Source organism: Arthrobacter cavernae, assembly GCF_017368795.1.
GTDB lineage: Bacteria > Actinomycetota > Actinomycetes > Actinomycetales > Micrococcaceae > Arthrobacter > Arthrobacter cavernae.
Map to the genome: position 1 here is coordinate 63,834 of NZ_JAFNLL010000017.1, position 22,482 is coordinate 86,315.

The window sequence follows — 22,482 nt, forward strand, 5'->3', positions numbered from 1 at the left end:
CTCCGCATCAACAAATGGAAGTTGGCGGGCTAGAGCCGTAGCGGGGCGCGGCTAAAGTTGAGGGGTGACTGACCTTCCCCCCAACGAAGCCCTGCCGACGCCTGCCGAAACCACCGCAGACGGGGAGGCCGAGGCGAAACCCGAGGTCGGCGTCGGGCCCTGGGAAGGCGAACTTCCCGACGGCGATCACTGGGACCCGGATCTGCTCGCCGATGGCGACCGCCGCAACGTGCTGGACAAGTACCGGTACTGGAAGCACGAGGCCATCGTGGCCGAACTGGATTCCCGTCGCCACGAATTCCATATTGCCATCGAAAACTGGCAGCACGACCTCAACATCGGCACCGTAGTGCGCACGGCCAACGCCTTCCTCGCCAAGGAAGTCCACATCATCGGACGACGCCGGTGGAACCGCCGCGGGGCCATGGTCACCGACCGCTACCAGCACGTCCGCCACCACCCCACCGTGGAGGACTTCGTCGCCTGGGCGGAGGACGAGGGGTTGGCGATCATTGGCATCGATATCTTCCCGGATTCCGTGCCGCTGGAGACCTACGAGCTGCCGGAGAAATGCGTGCTGGTGTTCGGCCAGGAGGGACCCGGCCTCACCCCGGAGGTCCACGAGGCCGCCGCAGCCACCCTCTCGATCGAGCAGTTCGGCTCCACCCGCTCCATCAACGCCGCCTCGGCGGCGGCGATTGCCATGCACGCCTGGGTCCGCCGGCACGTCTTCCAGCAGCACGTCTGATCCTCGCCGAGATGGCATTTCACGGCGGTGTTCGCGCGCGACATTGCGACGTACCTTGATCGCCCGTGGTGCGTTTCGGATTGACCTTGACTTTCTCCGGCAGGGCCCCAATATGCGGGCTGCTCGCCAGTAATTCAAGTTGCTGGACAAACTCGTAGACATGTCTAACTTTTGAGTGCTACGTTTGCGTTCATCATCGTGCTTCAGTGGGGGAGAACACCATGCTGGATCGTATTACAGGGACCATTTCTGCCGTTTTCCTGGCGGCAGCTTTGGCTGCGCAGCCGCTCGTCGCGCAGGCGGTGATGGAACCCGCGGAGGCGATCATCAACGCTGCAGAGTGCAATGCAAATGTACTCAGGGCCAATGACGATTCTTCGTCGGCGTCCGTCCAGCTGCCATTCGGCGTCAACTTCTACGGGTCATCCTTTGAAAGCCTCTGGGTGAACAACAACGGCAACGTCACCTTCGACGGCCCGCTGTCGACGTACACGCCCTTCGGCCTGGCTGGGACAAGCAGCAAGATCATCGCACCCTTCTTCGGTGACGTGGACACCAGGGGTGCTGGCTCACAGCCAGTGGGCTACGGGTGGGGAAACACCACCTACGAGGCCACCGTGCGTTCTGCGTCAATTGGGTGAACGTCGGCTATTACGCCGGGCACACCGACAAGCTCAACAGCTTCCAGCTCCTGCTGGTCAACCGGGAGGACTCATCCACCCCCGGCGACTTCGACATCGTTTTCAACTACGACCAGATCCAGTGGGAGTCCGGTGACTTCAGCGGCGGCTCGGCAGGCCTGGGCGGCACATCGGCAGCCGCAGGCTTCTCCAACGGGAGCGGCCAGGAGGGCACTTTCTATGAACTGGCCGGCTCATTGACGAACGGCGCCTTCCTGGATTCCAGTCCCACCGGACTTTCCGTGACCAGCACCGACAGCGCCGTTTCCGGCCGACATGTCTTCCGGGTGCGCGGCGGCAATGCTCCGCTAACCCGCTACGTTGCGCTCGGCGATTCCTTTCAGTCGGGCGAGGGAGCTTACGACTACTTTCCGCTGACGGACATTTCCACCAACAGATGCCACCGCTCCGTCCATGCCTACCCGAACCGCATCGTGACAAGCGGGACCGTGACCCTCGATCTTGACTTCGGAGCATGCAGCGGCGCCCTCACCACGGACCTACCGGTGACCTACGCGGCCGGGCGGCCACCGTACACCGACGGGATGGCCCAGTTCGACCGGCTGGACAGCAGCACGAAACTGGTCACCATTGGCATCGGCGGCAACGATCTGGGCTTTGCTGGAATTCTCAAAAGCTGCATCCAGTCAGCCATCAGGGACTGGGTGAATCCCTTCGCCGAAGCAAGCTGCGAAAATGACCTGGGTGCCGAACTCCAGACGAGCTATGACGCCATGGTGTCCAGCAATATGCTCGGAGAAACCTATAGGGAGATCCGGCGCAGGGCCCCCTTCGCCCGGGTCGTCGTCGTCGGCTACCCGAGGTTCTACGTCGAAGGTGGCAAGAGTGGCTGGCTCGACAACCACTGCGAGTATGTCCGCATCGCCGACCAGCGCTGGATCAACTCCAAGATCGGGCAACTCAATGAACTGATCAGCAATCAGGCTGGCAGTCTCGGCATGCAATACGTGGACATCTACGACGCCCCGGATGGGCACGAGCTGTGCACCGACTCGGACCAGAAGTTCCTCAACGGCTTGATTGGGCTGGGTGACAACGAATCCTTCCATCCGAACGCCTTTGGCCATGAGCTGATTGCCGGTCGAGTCGCCACCAAGCTGTCTAGCCCCGATCCTGGGACTTTTTACAATGTCCTGCCGGGGCAGACGATCTCCACAACGTTCGAGTCCGCTGGGGAGCCGGTCAGCGTCTCCACGCAGTGGCCGGGCAGCGACGTCGTGATGAGCCTGATTTCCCCTTCGGGACGGGTCATAGACCGCGGCGTCAATGCTGCAGATGTCCAGCATGAGGTTGGCCCGACGTTCGAAAGTTACCACCTCAGCTCCAGCGAGGCCGGCATCTGGACCGTTCGACTCTTCGGGGCGCAGGTGGCTCCCCAGGGCGAACCCACAAGGCTGTCCGTATGGCATGTCCCAGCGGTCAACAAGACCCCGACCGCCAGCTTCACTTTGTCGCAGGATGGGCGGACCGTTACGGTAGACGCCGGCTCAAGCACGGACGCCGACGGCAATATTGTCGACTACTTGTGGGAGTTCGGCGACAGCGCTACCGCCACAGGTAGCCAGGCCACCCACACCTACGCCGAGGCTGGAAAGTACCTGACCACCTTGGCCATCCGTGACAACGCCGGCGGAGAGGGCTTTGACGCTGCCGACCAGGTTGTCACGGTGTCAGCCTACGACTTTGCAGGATTCTTCCAGCCTGTTGCTGCCGCGCCGGCCATCAGCGAAGTCAAAGCCGGCCGTGCCGTGCCCATGAAGTTCAGCCTCGGCGGTGACTACGGGCTCAATATCATCGCTGCAGGTTCGCCCACTTCGTTCCAGGTTGGCTGCCCGGCTAACACTCCGGTCAGCGTGGCGGAGGCAACGTCCACCGCTGGTGCAGGCTCGCTCAGTTACGACCCGGCGTCCGGCAGGTACAGCTACGTCTGGAAGACTGAATCAACCTGGGCAGGAAGCTGCCGTACATTCGACATGGTCCTGGATGACGGCAGTTCGCATCAAGCGATGTTCAGGTTCGTGCGGTGACGACCAACGGAGATGCCATGAGACAAGACCCTCCAGCGGCTAACCGCGGAAGCTGGCCTGGACTGATACTTTGGGGGGCCCTCATCGTCGCCTCCATCGTTCTCATGAGCATAGGGCTCTGGCGTTCCATGTTCTTCGGCTACATGCCAGATCCTGCACTTGTTGAGGATCTGAGGGTCGGCGGACTCTACATCCTCGCCGGGGCACTGGCATCCCTGGGGGCCACCGCATTGTCCGTGATTCTGAGGCACCCTCGCTGGGTTATTGCTTTCGTTGCGGCGCCCGCTGTCCTGGTAGGCGGGGCAGCCCTGATCGCGCCCACCAGCCTGATCCGGCACGTAGTTGCTGCCGCAGCCTTTCCTTTGGCTGTGGTCGGCCTCTATTGGGGGATGCGGCACCGGGGCTCCCGGCGGTCAGAGTAGGGCCCGGGCCCACGTGCGGAACGGGTTCGCCAGGAACCCGGGGGTTCTAGCTACACGTTGCGGCGCTGCGTTTAGCCTGCGAACCGGCCCTATAGTTTGAGATCCTTGAGAGGACCATCACCACGCGCCGCATCTCAGCATGAGAACTTGCATGAACCTCTGACCCCGCACCGAATCCGACACGCAACTATCGGAAATCTTCACTGAAACCCTAGGTCCGCAAGTTACCCGACAGTAGCATGTGGCTTGGATCACACTCACTGGCGAGTGTGGCACTGACTGGAGGTTCAATGAAGCATCCTTCTGTACGCGTCTGTTCGGCCGTTGCCCTGGCGGCGGTTCTCACGTTCGGGGGCGGCGCCGCGGCCAATGCCGCCCCTGCTCCCACCCTGGCGCCGGCCACCACGGCGGCCGATCCGCTCGACTTCTACGCCACCCCCGCATCGCTTCCGGCCAACAACGGGGACCTCGTTCGGGCTGAGCCGTCGGTGTTCTACGTCGACCCGCTCAAGACCATCCGCGCCCAGGCCGCGGTGCAGCGCATCATGTACCGCTCGGTGAACAGTGCGGGCACACCCATTGCCGTGACGGGCACCGTGCTGGTGCCGTACGCCGCCTGGACCGGTTCCGGCCCGCGCCCGCTGGTCAGCTACGCCGCCGGAACCCAGGGCCAAGGGGACCAGTGCGCCCCGTCCAGGGCCATGGCGGCCGGTGAGGAATACGAAGGTGTGTTCCTCGCCGGACTGCTGGCGCGCGGCTATTCCGTGGCGGTCACTGACTATGAGGGCCTCGGCACGGCCGGAAGCCACACGTACATGGCCCGGGCTTCGCAGGCGCACGCCGTCCTCGACGCCGCCCGTGCGGCCCAGCGGCTCGGCAACCCGCAGATCGTCCCCGGCGGTCCGGTGGCCCTGGCCGGCTACTCGCAGGGCGGCGGCGCCTCGGCAGCCGCCGTCGAGCTCGCACCCCAGTACGCCCCGGAGCTGAACCTCAAGGGGGCGTACGCCGGGGCTGTGCCCGCGGACCTCCCCGCCGTCGGACGAAACCTCGACGGCGGCCTGTACACCGGGTTCCTGCTGTACGCGGTGACGGGCATGAGCGCCACCGGCGGACTCGAGCTGAGCCCGTACCTCAACGCCGCCGGGCGGGCCAAGCTGGCCGCGACGGACACTGAATGCACCGTGCAGTCCATCGTGTCGAGCGGCTTCCTCAACACCGCCCAGCTCACGGTGTCCGGGCAAAAGCTGAGCTCCCTGCTGGATCTCCCCGAGGTCAAGCCGGTCCTCGCCGAGCAGAAGATCGGCAACGGACGGGCGCCTCAGGTCCCCGTGCTGCTCTCGCACAGCCTGCTCGATGACGTCATTCCCTATGACCAGACCAGGCAGCTGGCCAAGCGCTGGTGCGCCGCCGGATCCTCCGTGTATTTCGACACCACGGCCGGGGCAACCCACATGGGCGGCTACGCGGCGGCCATCCCGCAGGCGTTCATCTTCCTGGAGCGCCGCTTCTCGGGCCGGAGCGCCATCAGTAACTGCTGGCTGGTGGGCTGAACCCTGCGCGGGATGGCACCCCGCGGCGACACGCTGCGGGGTGCCATCCCGGCAAAACTGCCGCAAGTGTTACCCGCCTGCGTGACCCGAAACACTGCGCCTGCACAGAAATGGCTAGGATGGTGGCTAGCCGTAAGCGGTCTACTCCAGGGTCACAACCCAACAGACGAAAACTCAGCATAGGAGTCACCATGCCCATTGCAACCCCAGAGATTTACTCCGAGATGATCGACCGCGCCAAGGCCGGAGGCTTTGCCTTCCCGGCGGTTAACGTGACGTCGTCGCAGACTCTGAACGCTGCGATCCGCGGTTTCGCCGAGGCCGAGTCTGACGGCATCATCCAGGTCTCCACCGGCGGCGCGGCCTACTGGTCCGGCGCCTCCGTCAAGGACATGGTTGCCGGTTCGCTCGGCTTCGCCGCCTTCGCCCGCGAGGTCGCCAGGAACTACAACGTCAACATCGCCCTGCACACGGACCACTGCCCCAAGGACAAGCTGGACGGCTTCGTCCTGCCGCTGCTGGCCGCTTCCGAGGAAGCCGTCAAGTCCGGCAAGGACCCGATCTTCAACTCGCACATGTGGGACGGCTCGCACGAGACCCTGTCCGAGAACCTGCGCATCGGCCGTGAACTGCTCGAGCGCGCCGCGGCCGCGAAGATCATCCTCGAGGTCGAAATCGGCACGGTCGGCGGCGAGGAGGACGGCGTCGAGAACGAAATCAACGAGAAGCTGTACACCACCACCGAGGACGCCCTGGCCACCATCGAGGCCCTGGGTGCCGGCGAGCACGGCCGCTACCTGACCGCGCTGACCTTCGGCAACGTCCACGGCGTCTACAAGCCGGGCAACGTCAAGCTCCGCCCCGAGCTGCTCAAGCAGATCCAGGCCGAGGTGGGCGCCAAGATCGGCAAGGAAAACCCCTTCGACCTCGTCTTCCACGGCGGCTCCGGTTCCTCCGCCCAGGAAATCGCCGACGCCGTGTCCTACGGTGTCATCAAGATGAACGTGGACACGGACACCCAGTACGCCTTCACCCGCCCGGTGGCCGGCCACATGCTCGCCAACTACGACGGCGTCCTGAAGATCGACGGCGAAATGGGCAACAAGAAGAGCTACGACCCGCGCGTCTGGGGCGCTTCCGCCGAAGCCGGCATGGCCGCGCGCATCGTCGAAGCCGCACAGCAGCTCGGTTCGGTCGGCAAGACCTTCTGATGTCCGACGAATTCCGCAAGAACCTGATGGGTCCGGAGCCGACGCTCCTGCCTGCCGAGACGGAGATCTACCAGCACCTGGCCCTTGGCAAGGAAGCGCTGGACCTCGTGGCCCAGAACCCCACGTCGTCGCTCCTGTGGGCGATCCTGGCCGAGGAAGCCTGGGCTGAGGGCCGGACCATCGAGTCCTACGCCTACGCCCGCGTGGGCTACCACCGCGGCCTGGATTCCCTGCGCCGCAACGGCTGGCGCGGCGTCGGCCCCATCCCGTGGGAGCACGAGCCCAACCAGGGCTTCCTGCGCGCCCTGTACGCGCTGGGCAGGGCATCCGCGGCGATCGGCGAGGCCGAGGAACCGGAGCGGATCGAGAAGTTCCTGAACGACTCGGACCCCTCGGCCAAGGCAGCGATCGAGGCCTAGAGTTTTGCAGTGACAACTTGCGAGGCCCGCTCTGCGTCCTTCAGAGCATTCCAAGGACGCAGAGCGGGCCTCGCATTTAAGCCCTTCGGGCCCTGTTCCCGGCGGGCGCAGCATCGTACGCTGGGGCGTGGAGGTGATTGCCATGAAGGCATCGCAAGGGGATCGCATCATCGTCCGGGGCAGGACGGTAGAGTCATCTGACCGGCACGGCGAGATCATTGAGGTACGCGGCGTTGACGGGGCGCCGCCCTACCGTGTGCGTTTCGACGACGGCCACGAGTCCATCATCTTTCCGGGAGGGGACTTCGTCGTCGAGGCGAGCCAGGAATCTGCCTGAGTCACGACTGGCACAATCACCGGGTCGCCCGGACTTGGACGCGCTCAATCGCCAACGACGACGGCGGCCCTTACCAAAAGGTGGGGGCCGCCCGTCGTCGTTAAGTCCTTATTGCTAGGCCTTGCGGGGAATGCCCGTGCGGGCCATGGCCTCGGCGTAGGCGCCGTGGATGGCGTCCAGGTACTCCTGCTGACGCGCGGGCGAGCCGGCGAAGGAGCGGCCGCCCAGGGAGCGGACCTTGAAGGTCTTGAAGCCGCGGCGCATGATGCTCGCGGGGGCGGCCTTCATGAGCTGGTCGGCCAGGCGGTGTGCCTCGTTGCCGTGCGCCACAAGCGCGGAGGTGCGCGGCAGCAGTGCCAGCAGGCGCAGCAGCGGCTTGAGGCCCTCGGTGATGTTGGCGGGAGTCAGCTTGCCCGGCTCTTCGTTCGGCTCGATCCACGGGTACGCGTTCCACGGCATGGTGAGTTCCGGGCGCAGGCCCAGCTGCCACTGCATGCCGAGCATGCGGGTGGTGGCCTCCGCATCGCCGGGGACGATGAAGCCCTCGCCGGACGTGGTGCGGGTGTTGGAGAAGAGGCTGATGATGCGGCACTCATCGGTGTTGTGCACGGGGTCGATGTAGAGGACCTCGCTGCCCGGCTTCTGTTCCTTGAGGGAATCGCACAGCCCGGTGACCTCGGCGATGTGGGGTTCGTAACGGCGGTTCCAGAGGAGCTCGTTGGGTGATTCAGTCGCCAGGTCTTGCATCGGGTCTTGGGTCTCCTAGGTGTTGCTGAGCGCACTCGCAGGACCGGTTGCGGGCATGCCGCTGCCGGTCCCTGAAGGGTGCTGTTGGGGGCTGGTTAACCTTACCGGACGGGCGGGGTGTCAAAATCCCGGTCCCGGCGCGCCGTGTCCTGACGCCTCCGGCGTGTTGGGCCAACGTGGCAGGGGTCTCGACGGCGGGATGGGTCGCTCGACGGCGGAGTCTGAACATATCGTCCCAGTTCAGGCGGTCATACGGCTTGACTTGTAACATTCGGAAATGAACGCTCGGGCGGCCCGGCCGCGTTGACAACGACCCCGGCAGATGATGGGTTTGCACCATCGGTTCTTTGGGGGAAACCATCGTGGATCCCCCACGTCCGTGCTTCGGTCGCAGATCGTCAGCATCACATCTACTGTGGGGGTACTAGTGGCAGCAATATCCAACCCGGGGCATCGCTCCGGAAAAGCAACAAAAGTCCGGGCGCTCTTGGCCGGCGGTCTTGTCCTTGGCATCGGAGCCGCGTTCACGCTGGCAGCCTGGACGGACAACGAATGGGTCTTCGGCCAGTCGGATAACGGCGGCGGACCCGGCACCAAGACTTATCACATGGAGCAGAACACCTGGACTGGCGCTGCCGGAATCGACGCGTGGAGCGATCAGGGCAGCAAGGACGGCGGGGCACTGACGTTCGCCGTCAATGCCGACAAGCTGGTGCCCGGAGCCACGGTCTATGCACCCATGCAGCTGCGTGCGGCGGCCGGCTCGGAGGCGCTCACGGCCACACTCGCCGAGGGTGTCCAGTCCGCTCCAGCCGATGCTGTCACCAACAGCACAGCTTTGTACGGAGCCCTGACGTACGAAGCCAAGAAGCTCGTCGGGAAAGCATCCTGCAACGCAGCCGGCTTCGCAGGTGCAGGGACAACTCTGGTCGCAGCAAGCTCGGCGTTGACTGCTTCTTCTGCCGTCGCGATCGATCTGCCCGCCGGCGCGGACGCGACCACCGCTGGTAGCGGCGTCGACGTCTGCTTTGCGATCACGCTGCCGGCGGGCGCAGCATCCTCGCTCCAGGGGCTTAAGACCGTCCCGCTTTGGCGCTTCACCAGCACGGTCGGATCCTAGCCAACTGACATGCCGGATCTCCAGACCCGGCGCAGGACTTCTTCCCGAGCGGCTGCAACGCCGCCCGGGAAGAGGCTCTGGCGGGTCCTGTTTCGCATCCTGACGCTCTCCCGTGAGATTGCCCTGACACTGGTGGCGGTCCTGGGACTTCTGTGCATTCTCGCGCTGGTCTTGGGTTTCCTCTACAAGGCGTCATTCGTCGTCTTCCGGACAGGCTCCATGGAACCGAACTATCCGGTCGGGGCCTTGTCCCTGACCGTTCAGGTGCCCGCAGGGGACCTGCTGCCCGGCGACGTCGTCTCCGTCAAGCGCACGGAAGCCAGCGCGCTGGTGACGCACCGGGTGGTTTCGGTGGTGCTTCCGGAATCGCCGGATGCCAATCCGTCCTTGACGCTCAAGGGCGATGCCAACAGCTCCCAGGACCCGCTGCCGTACGACGTCGCCACTGCCCAGAAGGTTCTTTTCACCGTGCCTTCGCTGGGTTCATGGGTGATGGCGGCAAGGGGACCGGGGTTCATTGGCGGGGCCACTCTGGCGGTGGCCGGTCTGGTGGTGTGGGCGTACTGGCCGAAGCGGCAACCTCGCCACGCGGGTAACCCAAATGGCTCCGGCGACGACTCAAGCGGAGGTGAATGAGGTGAGGGCATGGATCAAGTCCGTGGGCCGGGTGGGGTGTGCCTGCATCGCTGTGCTGACAGCGGCGATTCTTGCCGCACCAATCGCGGCAGCCGACGACCATTTCGTGCCCGTGCCCGAAACCGGGATGCCAGGGGCGTTGTCATTGTCTTCGTCGGTATATCCCCTCGATTTCCCAGCACTGAAACCGGCTGAGACCTTCAGCTGGCAGATTGGGGTGACCTTGAGCGACAAGCCTGTGGCAACGGCGGCTCTCCAACTGACGGCCGCCAGCGCAGTGACGGGAAGTCACATCATTGCGGTCGAAGAATGTGCGGTGCCGTGGCAGGGCGCCAGCGGTCTGAACCAGGTCCTGTCCTGCCCGAGTGGTGCCATACACAGGGTCCGCGCCACTGTGCTTTCCGAGCTCCGAGGAAATGTGCGCATTCAGCTAAGCGATCTCCGCACAGGAACATCCCCCTATCTGATGTTCAGATTGGAACGCTCGGCCGTACCGGTGACTCCGGAGGGAGCCTCCGAGTTGCGTCTGGGCATTGGCGTGACTGCCATGGGAGATGACGACGCCGGAACTGTGCCTCGCGGTGAGGGCGCCGCTCCTGAACTGTTGGGTGACACTGGCGCGGCGGTGCTGCCGGCCTTGTTCGCAGGTGCCGGCCTTCTGCTGCTGGGAGCCGTGGTCCTGATCGTCACGCGGCGGACGGACAGAAGCGGATGAAGGGCACCATGACCCGATTGACACGGCGCCTTCTTGACCGGCCCCGCCGCTCGCTGCTCGTCGCGGCCGCCACTGCGATTGCCGTCACCGCAGGAACGAGCATCACGTCTGCCGCGTGGACCGACAGCGAATGGGTCAAGGCCTCGGTCGGAGTCAGCGCGCCCGGCGACTGCACCACAAATACGATGTTTACGAACCAAGCTTGGGCCAGGCAGCTCAGCGGTACGGTGCTGAGCACGAGCCTGGACTCCATTGCCGGCGTCGAAGGTCTCACGGTCAGCAACAACGGCGCCACGGCTTCGCCGGTGCCGGTATCCGCGACGCCAGTGCCCGGCACAGCAGATGCCTTCATCAGCAAGCTGCCTGTCACCGCGCTGGGCAGCAATCCCATCACCGCAGCCCTGGGGCTGGGGATCCCCGTGGGCGGCCTTGGAACGTACACACAATGGGCACAGTCGCAGAACAACGGCCACTCCCGCGGTGCCGCCGGCCTGGTCTCGGACCAGTCGGGCACCGTTGACGCTGCAGGGACCGCTAACGGCAGCGCCACGGCTCCGAAGGCAGCCAGCATTTCACTGGGTGCACTGGTGCCTGCTTCGCTGAGCGGCGTCACCCTTGACATTGGCGCGCTCGCATCCTCGGCCCAGTTGGACGCCTGTGAGATGGTGAACGGCTGGCCGGCCCTGGACGCAACACCCACGGTCCAGCGGGACTACGGCATTGCGAGCTTGGACCTGAACGCAAATGTTGCCTCGGTGGGAGCGCTGTCCACGCAGGGTGCCACGCTGGTGGGCGCGGTCCCGACCCAGCTGAATGCGCTGCTGGGGACCGGCGGATTGGCCACCGGGATCACCAACGGCATATCCGCCATTGTGAATCCGCTCCTAGGCACCCTGACTCTTGGCTCCATCAGCACCAACGCCACGTTGTCCGCCCCGGATCTGTCCGGGGTGACCGCCCTCATGACCGAGTCGATGACGGACGGCATCGTCACTGTTGATTTGGGGGCTGGAACGATTAGCGTCAACATCGCGTCGCTGGCTGGCGGCACCACCGGGTTGAACGGCATGGGCCCCAACCACGCTGTGGTGTTGGACGCGGCCATAACCGCCGCCGTCACCAGTAAGGTGACGGCACTCTTGAACGCATGGAAGACCCGTGTCCTCACAGCACTCACCACGGCACTCAGGGCCATCACCCTGAACGCCACCACCAATATCACCCTGAAACTGGCCGGCATCAACGCAGCGACCATCGGGGTCAACATGGGTCCATCCACGCTCGGGCAGTTCCTGGATGGCACAGCTGTAGCGCCGGCGGTGACGGCCGATGTCATCGGACTCGATCTCGGGGGTGTGGTGGCTGCGCTCTTATCTCCCATCACCGGGGCACTGCTCAGTGGCACCAATGGCGTAGTGCAGACCGTTCTTAACGCCACCGTTTTCAATTCGGGCATAATCCCAGCGCTGGGCACAGGCCTGCAGTCGCTCATCACTCCGGTGGTCAACGCCGTCGCCCCGATCCTCACCGCGTTCAGTAGCACCGTCTCCATCCGCGTCAACGTCCAGCCCGACCAGCCCTGGACCAGTACCAAACCCGCCGACGCCACGGCCGCCGTCGGGGAGTACAAAGTTTCGGCACTCAGGGTGGGACTGATCGACAGTGCAAGCCTCCTCAGCCTCTCGCTCGGCAATGCCTCGGCGGGTCCAGCGTCACTCCGCGCCCCCTGACACCGAGGATCCGGGCCGCATCCGCTAAACTTGGCTGGTAAGAGCCCCGGAACTCTTGCGTTTGCTGCGCCAAGCGGCGGCACCAGAAAGGTTCGGGGCGTTCTCATGTACGGCGCCAGGCCATCGCGGCTTGGCCCGAAAGAATGGGGGAGGATCCCATGCCCGCTATCGTGATCGTCGGCGCCCAGTGGGGCGACGAAGGCAAAGGCAAAGCAACCGACCTGCTCGGTGGCCGCGTGGACTACGTGGTCAAGCCCAACGGCGGCAACAACGCCGGGCACACCGTGGTCGTAGGCGGTGAGAAGTACGAGCTCAAGCTCCTTCCCGCCGGCATTCTGAGCCCCAACGCGATTCCGATCATCGGCAACGGTTGCGTGGTGAACCTCGAGGCCCTCTTCGAGGAGATCGAGGGCCTGGAAGCCCGCGGCGCGGACACCTCCCGCCTGCGCGTCTCCGCCAACGCCCACCTGGTGGCCCCGTACCACCAGGTGCTGGACAAGGTCACGGAGCGTTTCCTCGGCAGCCGCGCCATCGGCACCACCGGCCGCGGCATCGGCCCGGCCTACATGGACAAGGTGGCCCGCCTGGGCATCCGCGTCCAGGACGTCTTTGACGAATCCATCCTCCGCCAGAAGGTTGAAGGCTCGCTGCGCCAGAAGAACGAACTCCTGGTCAAGGTCTACAACCGCCGTGACATCGTGGTGGACGAGATCGTGGACTACTTCCTGTCCTTCGCCGAGCGCCTGCGCCCGCTGGTCATCGACAGCACCCTGGTCCTCAACAATGCCCTGGACGAGGGCAAGGTTGTGCTCATGGAAGGCGGCCAGGCCACGTTCCTGGACGTCGACCACGGCACCTACCCGTTCGTGACCTCCTCCAACCCCACCGCCGGCGGCGCGTCCGTGGGCTCGGGCATCGGCCCCACCCGCATCTCGCGCTCCATCGGCATCATCAAGGCGTACACAACCCGCGTCGGCGCCGGCCCGTTCCCCACGGAGCTCTTCGACGAGATGGGCCTGTACCTGCAGAAGACCGGCGGAGAGTTCGGTGTGAACACCGGCCGTCCGCGCCGCTGCGGCTGGTACGACGCCGTCCTGGCCCGCCACGCTTCGCGCGTGAACGGTTTCACGGACTACTTCGTCACCAAGCTGGACGTCCTCACGGGGATCGAGCAGATACCGGTCTGTGTTGCCTACGATGTTGACGGCGTGCGCCACGACGAAATGCCCATGACGCAGACCGAGTTCCACCACGCGGTGCCGATCTTCGAGTACTTCGACGGCTGGACCGAGGACATCACCGGCGCCCGCACGCTGGAGGACCTCCCCGAGAACGCCCGCAACTACGTGCTGGCCCTCGAAAAGCTCTCCGGCACGCGCTTCTCCGCGATCGGCGTCGGCCCGGACCGCGACCAGACCATCGTGGTCCGCGATCTGATCCAGGACTAACTTTCAGAGATTACGACGGCGGCGGGTCACCCTTATGGGTGGCCCGCCGTCGTAGTTTCCGGCCCGTCCAGACAGCAGCTACGGTCCAGGCAGCAGCTACAGTCCAGGGATGCAGTCCAGACAGCAGATGAGGCGACGTCGGCGACGTGGGCGGCCTTGACCCGCCAGATCTGCTGGATCAAGTCCGGGGCGGCGCAAGGTGGCCCCCGGGTGAGGCGCGGGGTGGCCGCCTCGTTGCACCTGGCGCCACGGGAAGGCCCCGGCAACCTCCCCAAAAAACTTTCGCATCTGCGTAACCCTTGTGGGTGCCCCGTCGATTACCTCTTTGAAAGAGCCGAGCCGGAACTTGTCCCCCATCATGTTCCGGCTCGGCTCTTCCATATCCGGACGACTTTTCGGCAGCCACGTGATCAAGTGTTTCGGCTGTGCAGGCGCAGCGGCTACCCTAGGTAAAGTTGTCCTCCGGCCACCGCGGTGGACTCAGTTGGCTCGAGGAGCCAAGGATCTGTCGCCAACCGAAAGTCCCTTCCCCTGTGACCGACGCATTGACCGATGACGCGCTGCGTGCCCTCCGTGGCCGGGATGCGGAGCTTTTCAGCGCCGTCTACCAGGCCTACGCGGGCCAGGTCCTCGGCTATCTGACGGCCAAGGGGGTGACGGACCCCGAGGCCGTTACGCAGGACGTTTTTCTGGCGGTCCTGCCCCGGATCGATTCGATCACCGGCGGGGTGCACGGACTGCGGACCTTCGTTTTTTCGGTTGCCCACGCGCGCATGGTGGATGACCACCGGCGGCAAAGCAGGGCGCCGGAGCAGTGTGAGTTTGAACCGGAGCGGGACACACGCGAGTCGAGTTCGGCAGAGGCCGAAGCGATGGACCGCCTCGCACCGGGCGAAGTCATGGCACTGCTGGATATCCTCGGCGAGGACCAGCGGGAGGTCCTGACCCTCCGGATCGTCGCCGGTCTGACCGTTGAGCAGGTGGCCGACATTATGGGGAAAACCGCCGGCGCAGTGAAACAGCTGCAGCGCCGGGCACTGATAACACTCCGTGAGCAGTCGGCAGTAAAGGAATATGTGGCGCCATGACGTGCAGGAATATCGAACGCGAAAAGATTGTGGACGACGTGATGCTCGACGCCGGTCTCCGGGACGCGCCCGCGCTGACAGCCGTGCTCAACTCTCTGGGCTCCTTTGCCACGATGCCCGCACCCGCGCCCGGAGCGGAACTGGCCGCCATGCTGGCCGGACCCACCGATGACCTCAGCAAGCGCCGCTGGCTGCGCAACCACCGCCCCGCCGTCGTGGGAGTCGCCGTGCTGGCGGCCATGGGACTTGGCGTCAGCGGCGTTGCCGCTGCGAGTTCCGGCTTCAGCGAGCGGCCGGAATTCGTCGACCGCATGCTGGAGAGCTGGGCGCCGGCTTGGACTGTCGCTCCGACGCCGGCTCAGCCGCAGGTTCCCGTCCCGGACGCCCCCAAGGTCACCACCGCACCGGCGCCCACGGTTGACCCTGCGGCCGTGCCTCCCGCCGAGCAGCTGACGGCTCCGGCCGTCCCCGCGCCCAAGCGGGAGAGCGCCCCCGCGGAGCAAGCGGCGGTGCCTGCGGTTCCGGCCGTACCTGCGCCCAAACGGGAGAACACCACGGAGACCAAGCCCCTTCCCGAGGTGCCCAAAGCCGAACCCAAGAATGACCAAGGCTGAGGCACCACGCCGCCGCTTCACCAGCGCTGACCGCTGAGGAGAAGAGCTTAAGTACGACGACGGCCGGCGCCTTTCCGAAGGGAGGGCACCGGCCGTCGTCGTACTTGAGCTAAAAGCGTTAGGCCAGCAGCTGCCGCTTGGAGGAAATCACCCCGGTGTCGAAGCCGGCCAGGTGCAGGCCGCCGTGGAAACGGGCGTGTTCGATCTTCACGCAGCGGTCCATGACCACGTTCAGGCCGGCGGACTCGGCGTCGCGGGCCACATCCTCATGCCAGGAGCCCAGCTGCAGCCACAGCGTCTTGGCGCCGGCGGACTTCGCTTCCGCCAGGACGCCCGGAAGGTCGTCGTGCTTGCGGAAGACATCCACCACGTCTGGTGACTCCGGCAGATCGGCGAGCGAGGCGTACACGGGCTGGCCCAGGATCTCCTTGACCACGGGGTTCACGAAGTACACCTTGTAGCGGGTGGAGGAGAGCAGGTACGTGGCCACGAAGTAGCTGGCCCGGGACGGCTTGTCCGAGGCACCCACGATCGCGATCGACTTCGCGTCGCGCAGCAGGCCCAGGCGTTCCGGTGCGGAGGGGCCTTCCCAGGTGCGGGGTCCGGTGCTCATGCGCGTGCTCCGATCGTGCAGGACTCAGCTTCTTCAACCACGACGGCGTCTTCCGCCGAAGCGGTGGAGGCGGCAGCCAGTGCCTGGTCCAGGTCCCAGAGGATGTCGTCGAGGTCTTCCAGGCCCACCGAGATGCGGACCAGGTCCTCCGGAACCCCGGCGGTCTCGAGCTGTTCACCGCTGAGCTGCTGGTGCGTGGTGGAGCCCGGGTGGATCACCAGGGTGCGGGAGTCGCCCACGTTGGCCAGGTGCGAGGCCAGCTGCAGGGATTCGATGAACTTCTGCCCGGCCGCGCGTCCGCCGGCCACACCGAAGGAGAACACCGAGCCGGGGCCCAGCGGCAGGTACTTCCGTGCGCGTTCGAAGTGTGGGTGGGACGGCAGGCCCGAGTAGTTCACGTAGGCCACTCGGGGGTCGGCGTCGAGCCATTCGGCCACGGCCTGGGCGTTCTTCAGGTGTTCGTCCAGGCGCTGGGGGAGGGTTTCGACGCCCTGCAGCAGCTGGAAGGCGGCCAGCGGGGTGAGCGCCGGGCCGATGTCGCGCAGCTGCTCGCAGCGCAGCTTGGTGAGGAAACCGTATTCGCCGAAGTTGTCCCACCAGGAGATGTTGCCGTAGGAGGCCACGGCCTCGGTCATCATGGGGAAGTTGCCGTTGCCCCAGTTGAAGCGTCCGCTTTCCACGATCACGCCGCCCAGGGTTGTGCCGTGCCCGCCGATGAACTTGGTGGCGGAGTGGATCACGATGTCCGCGCCGTGTTCGATCGGCCGCACGAGGTACGGCGTGCTCAAGGTGGCGTCGACCACCAGGGGGATGCCGGCGTCGTGCGCTACCTTCGCCAGCCCCTCAAGGTCCTGGACCTCCGACGACGGGTTGGCCACCACCTCGACGAAGATCGCCTTGGTGTTCTCCTTGATGGCCGCCGCGTAGTCTGCGGGGTCGGTGCCGGGTACGAAGGTGGTGTCCACGCCGAAGCGGCGCAGGGTGACGTCCAGCTGGGTGACAGTGCCGCCGTACAGCTGGGAGGCCGCCACGATGTGGTCGCCCGCCTGGGTCAGCGCGGCGAAGGTGATGAATTCCGCCGCCATGCCCGACGACGTCGCGACGGCGCCGATGCCACCCTCCAGCGAGGCGATGCGCTCCTCGAACGCTGCCACGGTGGGGTTGCCGATGCGGGAGTAGATGTTGCCGTACTTCTGCAGCGCGAAGAGGTTGGCCGCGTCCTGGGTGTCCTTGAACACGAAGGAGGTGGTCTGGTAGATCGGCACCGCGCGGGCGCCGTGCTCGGCGTCGGGGGTGCCGCCGGCGTGCAGGGCGCGGGTGCGGAAGCCGAAGGTGCGGTCGGCCATCAGACGGCCACCTCGACCTTCGCAGCCGGCGTGCCTGACAGGTCCAGCTCGGTGCCGTTCTTGCGGGCAAGGTCGGCCTCGAGTTCGCGGACGATCGGCAGGATGTCCTGGCCGAACGCGGCGACTTCCTCCTGGAAGTGCAGGTAGCCGGTGAGGAACAGGTTCACGCCGATCTTCTTGTATTCGACGATCCGCTCGGCGATCTGCTCCGGGGTGCCGATCAGCTGGGTCTTGAAGCCGTCGTTGTACTGGACCAGGTCCTCGAACGTGGAGTCGGCCCACATGCCCTTGCCGTCCTTGGTGGACGGACCGGCTTCCTGCACGGCATCGCGGAAGCCCTGGACGGCCGGCTTGTGTGCCTTTTCGACGATCTCGCGGAGGGTGTCGCGGGCTTCCTTCTCGGAATCGCGGGCGATGACGAAGCCGTTGAGGCCAAAGCGCGGGGCGGCCAGCTGGCCCTCGGTGCCGCGCCGGGTCTCGCAGGAAGCCGCCACGACGCCGGCGATGTTTTCCTTGAAGCCTTCCAGGTCCTTGCCGTTGGAGAAGTACCAGTCGGCCACGCGGCCGGCCGTGGCCTGGGCTGCGGTGGAGTTGCCGCCAAAGAAGATCTCCGGGTGCGCGCGTCCCGGGATGTCCACGGGGGCCGGGTTCAGCGTGAAGTCGGTGATGTTGTAGTACTTCCCGGACTGGCTGTATTCCTGCTCGGTCCAGAGGCCGCGGAGGACCTTGATGAATTCCTCGGTGCGGACGTAGCGTTCGTCGTGCTCCAGCCACTCGAGGCCGAAGTTGGTGAACTCGTTCTTGAGCCAGCCGGAGACGATGTTGACGGCGGCGCGGCCGTTGGAGATGTGGTCTGCGGTGATGATGTACTTCGCCAGGACGCCGGGGTGCCACATGCCCGGGTGGACGGCGGCGATGACCTTGAGGCGCTCGGTGGCGGCGAGCAGGGCCAGGCTGAAGGACGTGGCTTCGTGCTGCTTGTCGGCGCCGTAGGAGGCGGCGTAGCGGGTCTGCGTCAGGGCGTACTCGAAGCCGGAGTTCTCGGCGATCCGCGCGAGCTTCTTGTTGTAGTCGAAGTCCCAGCCGGTGCGCTGTTCGATGGTGGAGACCACCAGGCCGCCGGACACGTTGGGTACCCAGTAGGCGAACTTGAGCGGCTCGGAGAGTCGGGCCACGTTGCTGATCTCGGTCATGAATTTTCCTTTACTAGAGCCCGCTCGCGCAGGACGTCCTGGATGCCGGCAATCGCCGGTTCGTTCTGGAGTGAGGTGGTATCGCCCAGGGCGGTTCCCTCGAAGAGTTGGGTAAGCAGCCGGCGCATGATCTTGCCGCTGCGGGTCTTGGGTACGTCAGCCACCACGACGACGTCGCGCGGCTTGGCGATGGGGCCGATCACCGCGGCGACGTGGTTGCGGAGGTCCGCGGCAACGTCCGCCGGAGCGTCACCGGTGGCGTCGCCGCGGAGGACCACGAACGCGACGACGGCGTGCCCGGTGGTGGGATCGGCCACGGGACACACCCCGGCCTCCACCACGTCCGGGTGGGAGACGAGGGCCGATTCGATCTCGATGGTGGAGAGCAGGTGTCCGGAGACGTTGAGGGCGTCGTCCACGCGTCCGAGGATCCAGATGTCGCCGTCGTCGTCGTATTTGGCGCCGTCGCCGGCAAGGAACCAGCCCTGCTCCGCGTACTGGCTCCAGTACGAATCGAAGTAGCGGCGCGGGTTGCCCCACACGGTGCGGGCGATGGCCGGCCCGGGCTTGTCCACCACGATGAAGCCCTGGACGCCGGGCGCCGTGCGCTCGCCGTTCTCGTCCACCACGCGGGTGCTGACGCCGGGCAGCGGGCGGGCGGCGCAGCCGGGCTTGAATTCGGTGTCCGTGGGAGCAGGCGACATGATGGTGGCGCCGGTTTCGGACTGCCACCAGGTGTCCACCACGGGTGCCGTCCCGGCACCGATGTTCTCGCGCAGCCAGCGCCAGGCCTCGGGGTTCACGGCTTCGCCCACGGTGCCGAGCATCCGGATGCTGGAGAGGTCGTATTCCGCAGGGACGCCGTCGGGGAACCAGCCCATGAGGGAACGGACCAGGGTGGGCGCGGTGTAGTACTGGGTGACGCCGTAACGCTCGATGATCTCGAAGTGCCGCCCCGGGTGCGGGGTGTTGGGGGTGCCTTCGAAGATCACCTGGGTGACGCCGTTGGAGAGCGGTCCGTAGATCTCGTAGGTGTGGGCCGTGACCCAGGCGAGGTCCGCGGTGCACCAGTGCACGTCCTGGTCACGGAGCGCGGGATCCGGGTTGCTGAACAGGTGCTCGAAGCTCCAGGACGCCTGGGTGAGGTACCCAGCGGAGCTGTGCACCAGGCCCTTGGGCTTCCCGGTGGTCCCGGAGGTGTACATGATGAACAGGGGGGTTTCGGCGTCGAACGCCTCGGGCTTGTGGACCTCTGAAGCCTGCCCGACGACGTCATGCCACCAGACGTCGCGGCCTGCGGTCATGGGGACGGCCGCCAGGTCTTCGGGCGCCGTGGTGCGGTTGACCACCAGCACGTGCTCGATGGCGTTGGCTCCGGCGACGGCGGCATCCGCATTGTCCTTCACGGGCACCGCTGCGCCGCGGCGGAACTGCCCGTCCGTGGTCACCAGGAGCTTGGCGCCGGTGTCCTCGACGCGGAAGCGCAGGGCCTCGGCCGAGAAGCCGCCGAAGACGAGCGAGTGGATGGCGCCGATGCGTGCCACGGCCAGGGTGATGACCACGGTTTCGGGAATCACCGGGAGGTAGATGACCACGCGGTCGCCCTTGGTGATGCCCAGGGCCAGGAGTGCATTGGCTGCCTTGGAGACCTCGCGCTGCAGATCCGCGTAGGTGATGGTGCGGCGGTCGCCGGGCTCGCCCTCGAAGTGCAGGGCCACTTTGTCCCCGCGCCCGGCTTCCACATGGCGGTCCACACAGTTGTAGGCAACATTGAGCTTGCCGCCGTCGAACCAGCTGATCTGCGGGCCGCGGCCGGCCTCAGCATCGGCAGGCACCCAGGCGTGGGCGGTGTGCCAGGGCTTTTCCGGCCCGGAAGCGCCCGCCCAGTCAGCCTCGGCCCAGTCCAGCCGGAGGGCCTGCTCTTCCCAAAAGGCCACGGCAGAGCCGGCAGGGTCGAAGCCGTTGGTATTTGAACTGCGGTGACGCGCCCGGTCGCTGGAGAAAACGCCGTGCACAGCGCCGTCCGTGGGCTCGGTCGAGGACCATCCCGAAGAGCCGCGAATGGAGCCGGGCGCGTCAAGCAGCCCTGCTTCGATCGCCGTCGCGTCCGAAGTGGTTTGTGAAATCAGGTGTGGCGGTACCGCAAAAGACATGAAGAAACTCCATCGGTCCTGGCGGTAGCACCCGTTGCTGAACGTGTGGGATGGTCGCCCGCGGTTCGCTGGTTTTGGGTTGCTGCGGCGTCATGGATCCAGGTCTCTCGGCCGCTCGGGATGGTCGCTTTCAACTAAAGCCGATCATTCAGTCCACTCAAAATCACGCGGTCTTGATGCGTAATATTCATGCCCTGCCTGAGATTTGCCAGAGATTCATTCATAAATTCGATCGGCTGGACCACTTTGCCCCTGGAGTAGGCTTGGGGCATGACGCACGTCAATGATCCGGCTGTTGTAGACCGCCTTATGCGAACAAAAGGCCGCTGGGCGATCGTGGGGCTGAGCACGAATGAGTGGCGCTCCGCCTTCGAGGTGGCCCTCTATGTGCGCGGCACCATGGGCATGGAGATCATCCCCATCAACATGCGGGGCGAGGACGTCCACGGCGAAACAGGCTACAAGTTCCTCGCCGACGTGCCCCTGGAACGCCAGCCAATCGACGTCGTCGACTGCTTTGTGAACTCCCAGCGTGTGGGCGCCGTGGTGGACCAAGCCATCGAGGTCGGTGCGAAGGCCGTCTGGCTGCAGCTCGGCGTGATCGACGAGGACGCGGCGGAGCGGGCCAAGGCCGCCGGACTGGACGTCGTCATGAACCTCTGCCCGGCCCAAGTGGGCTGGCGTTACGGCCTGTAGAACGGCCGGGCCCACTGGGACCCGGCCGGCTGCTAATCTGCTGGAGAACCCTCCCTCCGATCACCGGGACCGCCATGTGTAACGACCACCCAGAGGTGGCCCCCCGGAGCGCCAGCCGACGCGCCGCGATCGGTGTTCTCGGCGTCTCTCTTCTGGCCGGCATCACCGCCTGTGCAGCTCCCGCGACCCCGACGGCGGAGCTGCCGCCGAGCGCCGGCGTCCCGGCGTCGGGAGCTCCCTCCGCAACGCCTGCACCAACCGCAACACCCACGCCGGCTGTCAAGAAGCGGATCCGGCGGACCTTTATCCCGGACTTCGCTCTGCCTCCGATCCGGGACGGCCTGGCCCCGGTCATCACCAAGATCGACACCAAGCACCCCGTGGTCTTCCTGACGATCGACGACGGCAACACCAAGACTCCCGAGATGGCCAGGCTCATGGCGGAGCACGACTACCCGGCGTCGTTGTTCCTGACGCAGAATTCCGTCCAGGACAATCCCGCGTTCTTCAAGGCGTTCCAGGCCCAGGGCAGCCTCATCGAGAACCATACGGTTTCGCACAACATCAACATGGTCCGGCAGTGGAGCTACCAGCAGCAGCTCAACGACATCGAGGGCATGCAGCAGTTTGCCGGCTTGCAGTACGGCCGGCGCCCCACCCTGTTCCGGCCGCCCGGAGGCGCGTACTCCGGGGCGATGCGCCAGGCAGTGGCGGCCGCCGGGATGAAAGCGATCGTGACCTGGGAGGCCAAGGCCAATGCCGGCAGGATGGACTACCAGGTGGGCAATTCGCTGCGCGCCGGGGACATCGTGCTGATGCACTTCCGTCCCGAGTTCGCGGCCGACCTGGCGGCCTTCCGTGCGGCCCAGCTCGCCGCCGGCCTGGAAGTGGTGCTGCTGGAGGACTTCCTCGGCGTGGCCTGAGGCAGCTCACTGGGTTCACCGGCCCATCCGCCCCGGGTAGGCTCG

At 65.7% G+C, this 22,482-nt stretch carries 22 protein-coding genes; 17 read left to right on the top strand and 5 right to left on the bottom strand.

Annotated features, from left to right (window positions below; translation table 11 throughout):
- The first annotated feature begins 64 nt into the window (after window positions 1-64).
- The 8 genes from J1902_RS09020 (at window position 65) to J1902_RS09055 (ending at window position 7,415) form a co-directional block, all read left to right on the top strand.
- Window positions 65-748, top strand: a complete 684-nt coding sequence (locus tag J1902_RS09020) for a TrmH family RNA methyltransferase (RefSeq protein ID WP_207615917.1) — start codon at window positions 65-67, stop codon at window positions 746-748.
- 206 nt (window positions 749-954) lie between these two features.
- On the top strand, window positions 955-1,389 hold the full coding sequence (locus tag J1902_RS09025) for an NIDO-like domain-containing protein (RefSeq protein WP_207615918.1): 435 nt from the start codon (window positions 955-957) through the stop codon (window positions 1,387-1,389).
- Entirely contained in the window at window positions 1,386-3,476 is a 2,091-nt protein-coding gene (locus J1902_RS19810) for a PxKF domain-containing protein (RefSeq protein ID WP_207615919.1), read from the top strand. Before J1902_RS09025 ends, J1902_RS19810 begins: the two co-directional genes overlap by 4 nt.
- A gap of 104 nt (window positions 3,477-3,580) precedes the next feature.
- Window positions 3,581-3,898: a hypothetical protein gene (locus J1902_RS09035; RefSeq protein ID WP_207615920.1), complete on the top strand. Its 318-nt coding sequence runs from the start codon at window positions 3,581-3,583 to the stop codon at window positions 3,896-3,898.
- Window positions 3,899-4,188: 290 nt separating this feature from the next.
- Complete coding sequence (locus J1902_RS09040) at window positions 4,189-5,448, top strand: lipase family protein (RefSeq protein WP_207615921.1); 1,260 nt, start codon at window positions 4,189-4,191, stop codon at window positions 5,446-5,448.
- Window positions 5,449-5,639: 191 nt separating this feature from the next.
- Window positions 5,640-6,659 (top strand): class II fructose-bisphosphate aldolase, encoded by a 1,020-nt coding sequence (fbaA, locus tag J1902_RS09045; RefSeq protein WP_207615922.1) that lies wholly within the window; start codon window positions 5,640-5,642, stop codon window positions 6,657-6,659.
- Window positions 6,659-7,078, top strand: coding sequence for a DUF3151 domain-containing protein (locus J1902_RS09050; protein WP_207615923.1), 420 nt, complete (start codon window positions 6,659-6,661; stop codon window positions 7,076-7,078). Before fbaA ends, J1902_RS09050 begins: the two co-directional genes overlap by 1 nt.
- Window positions 7,079-7,220: 142 nt before the next feature.
- Entirely contained in the window at window positions 7,221-7,415 is a 195-nt protein-coding gene (locus J1902_RS09055; protein ID WP_207615924.1) for a DUF1918 domain-containing protein, read from the top strand.
- Between the two features lie 114 nt (window positions 7,416-7,529).
- Here J1902_RS09055 and J1902_RS09060 read toward each other — a convergent pair whose 3' ends face one another.
- The gene (locus tag J1902_RS09060) at window positions 7,530-8,162 is read right to left on the bottom strand and encodes a uracil-DNA glycosylase family protein (RefSeq protein ID WP_207615925.1); all 633 of its coding nucleotides are present in this window, start codon (window positions 8,160-8,162) and stop codon (window positions 7,530-7,532) included.
- Window positions 8,163-8,589: 427 nt separating this feature from the next.
- On the opposite strand from J1902_RS09060, the gene J1902_RS09065 reads away from it, so the two are divergent.
- The 7 genes from J1902_RS09065 (at window position 8,590) to J1902_RS09095 (ending at window position 15,513) form a co-directional block, all read left to right on the top strand.
- Window positions 8,590-9,282, top strand: coding sequence for a SipW-dependent-type signal peptide-containing protein (locus J1902_RS09065; protein ID WP_307794402.1), 693 nt, complete (start codon window positions 8,590-8,592; stop codon window positions 9,280-9,282).
- Between the two features lie 9 nt (window positions 9,283-9,291).
- A complete protein-coding gene (locus J1902_RS09070; RefSeq protein WP_242701792.1) occupies window positions 9,292-9,918 on the top strand; it encodes a S24/S26 family peptidase in 627 nt (208 codons plus the stop codon).
- A gap of 1 nt (window position 9,919) precedes the next feature.
- A complete protein-coding gene (locus J1902_RS09075; protein ID WP_307794403.1) occupies window positions 9,920-10,633 on the top strand; it encodes a hypothetical protein in 714 nt (237 codons plus the stop codon).
- A gap of 8 nt (window positions 10,634-10,641) precedes the next feature.
- Window positions 10,642-12,363 carry a choice-of-anchor G family protein gene (locus J1902_RS09080; protein WP_242701793.1) on the top strand — a complete coding sequence of 574 codons (1,722 nt, stop codon included), beginning with the start codon at window positions 10,642-10,644 and terminating at the stop codon, window positions 12,361-12,363.
- A 158-nt stretch (window positions 12,364-12,521) separates the two neighbouring features.
- Window positions 12,522-13,811, top strand: coding sequence for an adenylosuccinate synthase (locus tag J1902_RS09085; RefSeq protein ID WP_207615929.1), 1,290 nt, complete (start codon window positions 12,522-12,524; stop codon window positions 13,809-13,811).
- A gap of 533 nt (window positions 13,812-14,344) precedes the next feature.
- Window positions 14,345-14,899 carry an RNA polymerase sigma factor gene (locus tag J1902_RS09090; RefSeq protein WP_207615930.1) on the top strand — a complete coding sequence of 185 codons (555 nt, stop codon included), beginning with the start codon at window positions 14,345-14,347 and terminating at the stop codon, window positions 14,897-14,899.
- The gene (locus J1902_RS09095; protein ID WP_207615931.1) at window positions 14,896-15,513 is read left to right on the top strand and encodes a hypothetical protein; all 618 of its coding nucleotides are present in this window, start codon (window positions 14,896-14,898) and stop codon (window positions 15,511-15,513) included. The genes J1902_RS09090 and J1902_RS09095 overlap by 4 nt, the downstream gene beginning before the upstream one ends.
- A 118-nt stretch (window positions 15,514-15,631) precedes the next feature.
- Here the strand turns inward: J1902_RS09095 and J1902_RS09100 are convergent, their stop codons facing one another.
- The 4 genes from J1902_RS09100 to acs are packed head-to-tail and all read right to left on the bottom strand — an operon-like array spanning window position 15,632 to window position 20,818.
- On the bottom strand, window positions 15,632-16,126 hold the full coding sequence (locus J1902_RS09100) for a CoA-binding protein (protein WP_207615932.1): 495 nt from the start codon (window positions 16,124-16,126) through the stop codon (window positions 15,632-15,634).
- Window positions 16,123-17,472 (bottom strand): O-acetylhomoserine aminocarboxypropyltransferase/cysteine synthase family protein, encoded by a 1,350-nt coding sequence (locus J1902_RS09105; RefSeq protein ID WP_207615933.1) that lies wholly within the window; start codon window positions 17,470-17,472, stop codon window positions 16,123-16,125. Before J1902_RS09105 ends, J1902_RS09100 begins: the two co-directional genes overlap by 4 nt.
- Window positions 17,472-18,665: a dimethylsulfone monooxygenase SfnG gene (sfnG, locus tag J1902_RS09110; RefSeq protein ID WP_207615934.1), complete on the bottom strand. Its 1,194-nt coding sequence runs from the start codon at window positions 18,663-18,665 to the stop codon at window positions 17,472-17,474. The genes J1902_RS09105 and sfnG overlap by 1 nt, the downstream gene beginning before the upstream one ends.
- Window positions 18,662-20,818 (bottom strand): acetate--CoA ligase, encoded by a 2,157-nt coding sequence (gene acs, locus J1902_RS09115; RefSeq protein WP_242701794.1) that lies wholly within the window; start codon window positions 20,816-20,818, stop codon window positions 18,662-18,664. The genes sfnG and acs overlap by 4 nt, the downstream gene beginning before the upstream one ends.
- Window positions 20,819-21,088: 270 nt before the next feature.
- On the opposite strand from acs, the gene J1902_RS09120 reads away from it, so the two are divergent.
- Both J1902_RS09120 and J1902_RS09125 read left to right on the top strand, forming a co-directional pair.
- The gene (locus J1902_RS09120; RefSeq protein WP_207615935.1) at window positions 21,089-21,514 is read left to right on the top strand and encodes a CoA-binding protein; all 426 of its coding nucleotides are present in this window, start codon (window positions 21,089-21,091) and stop codon (window positions 21,512-21,514) included.
- Between the two features lie 74 nt (window positions 21,515-21,588).
- Entirely contained in the window at window positions 21,589-22,437 is an 849-nt protein-coding gene (locus J1902_RS09125; protein ID WP_207615936.1) for a polysaccharide deacetylase family protein, read from the top strand.
- Window positions 22,438-22,482: the final 45 nt, after the last annotated feature.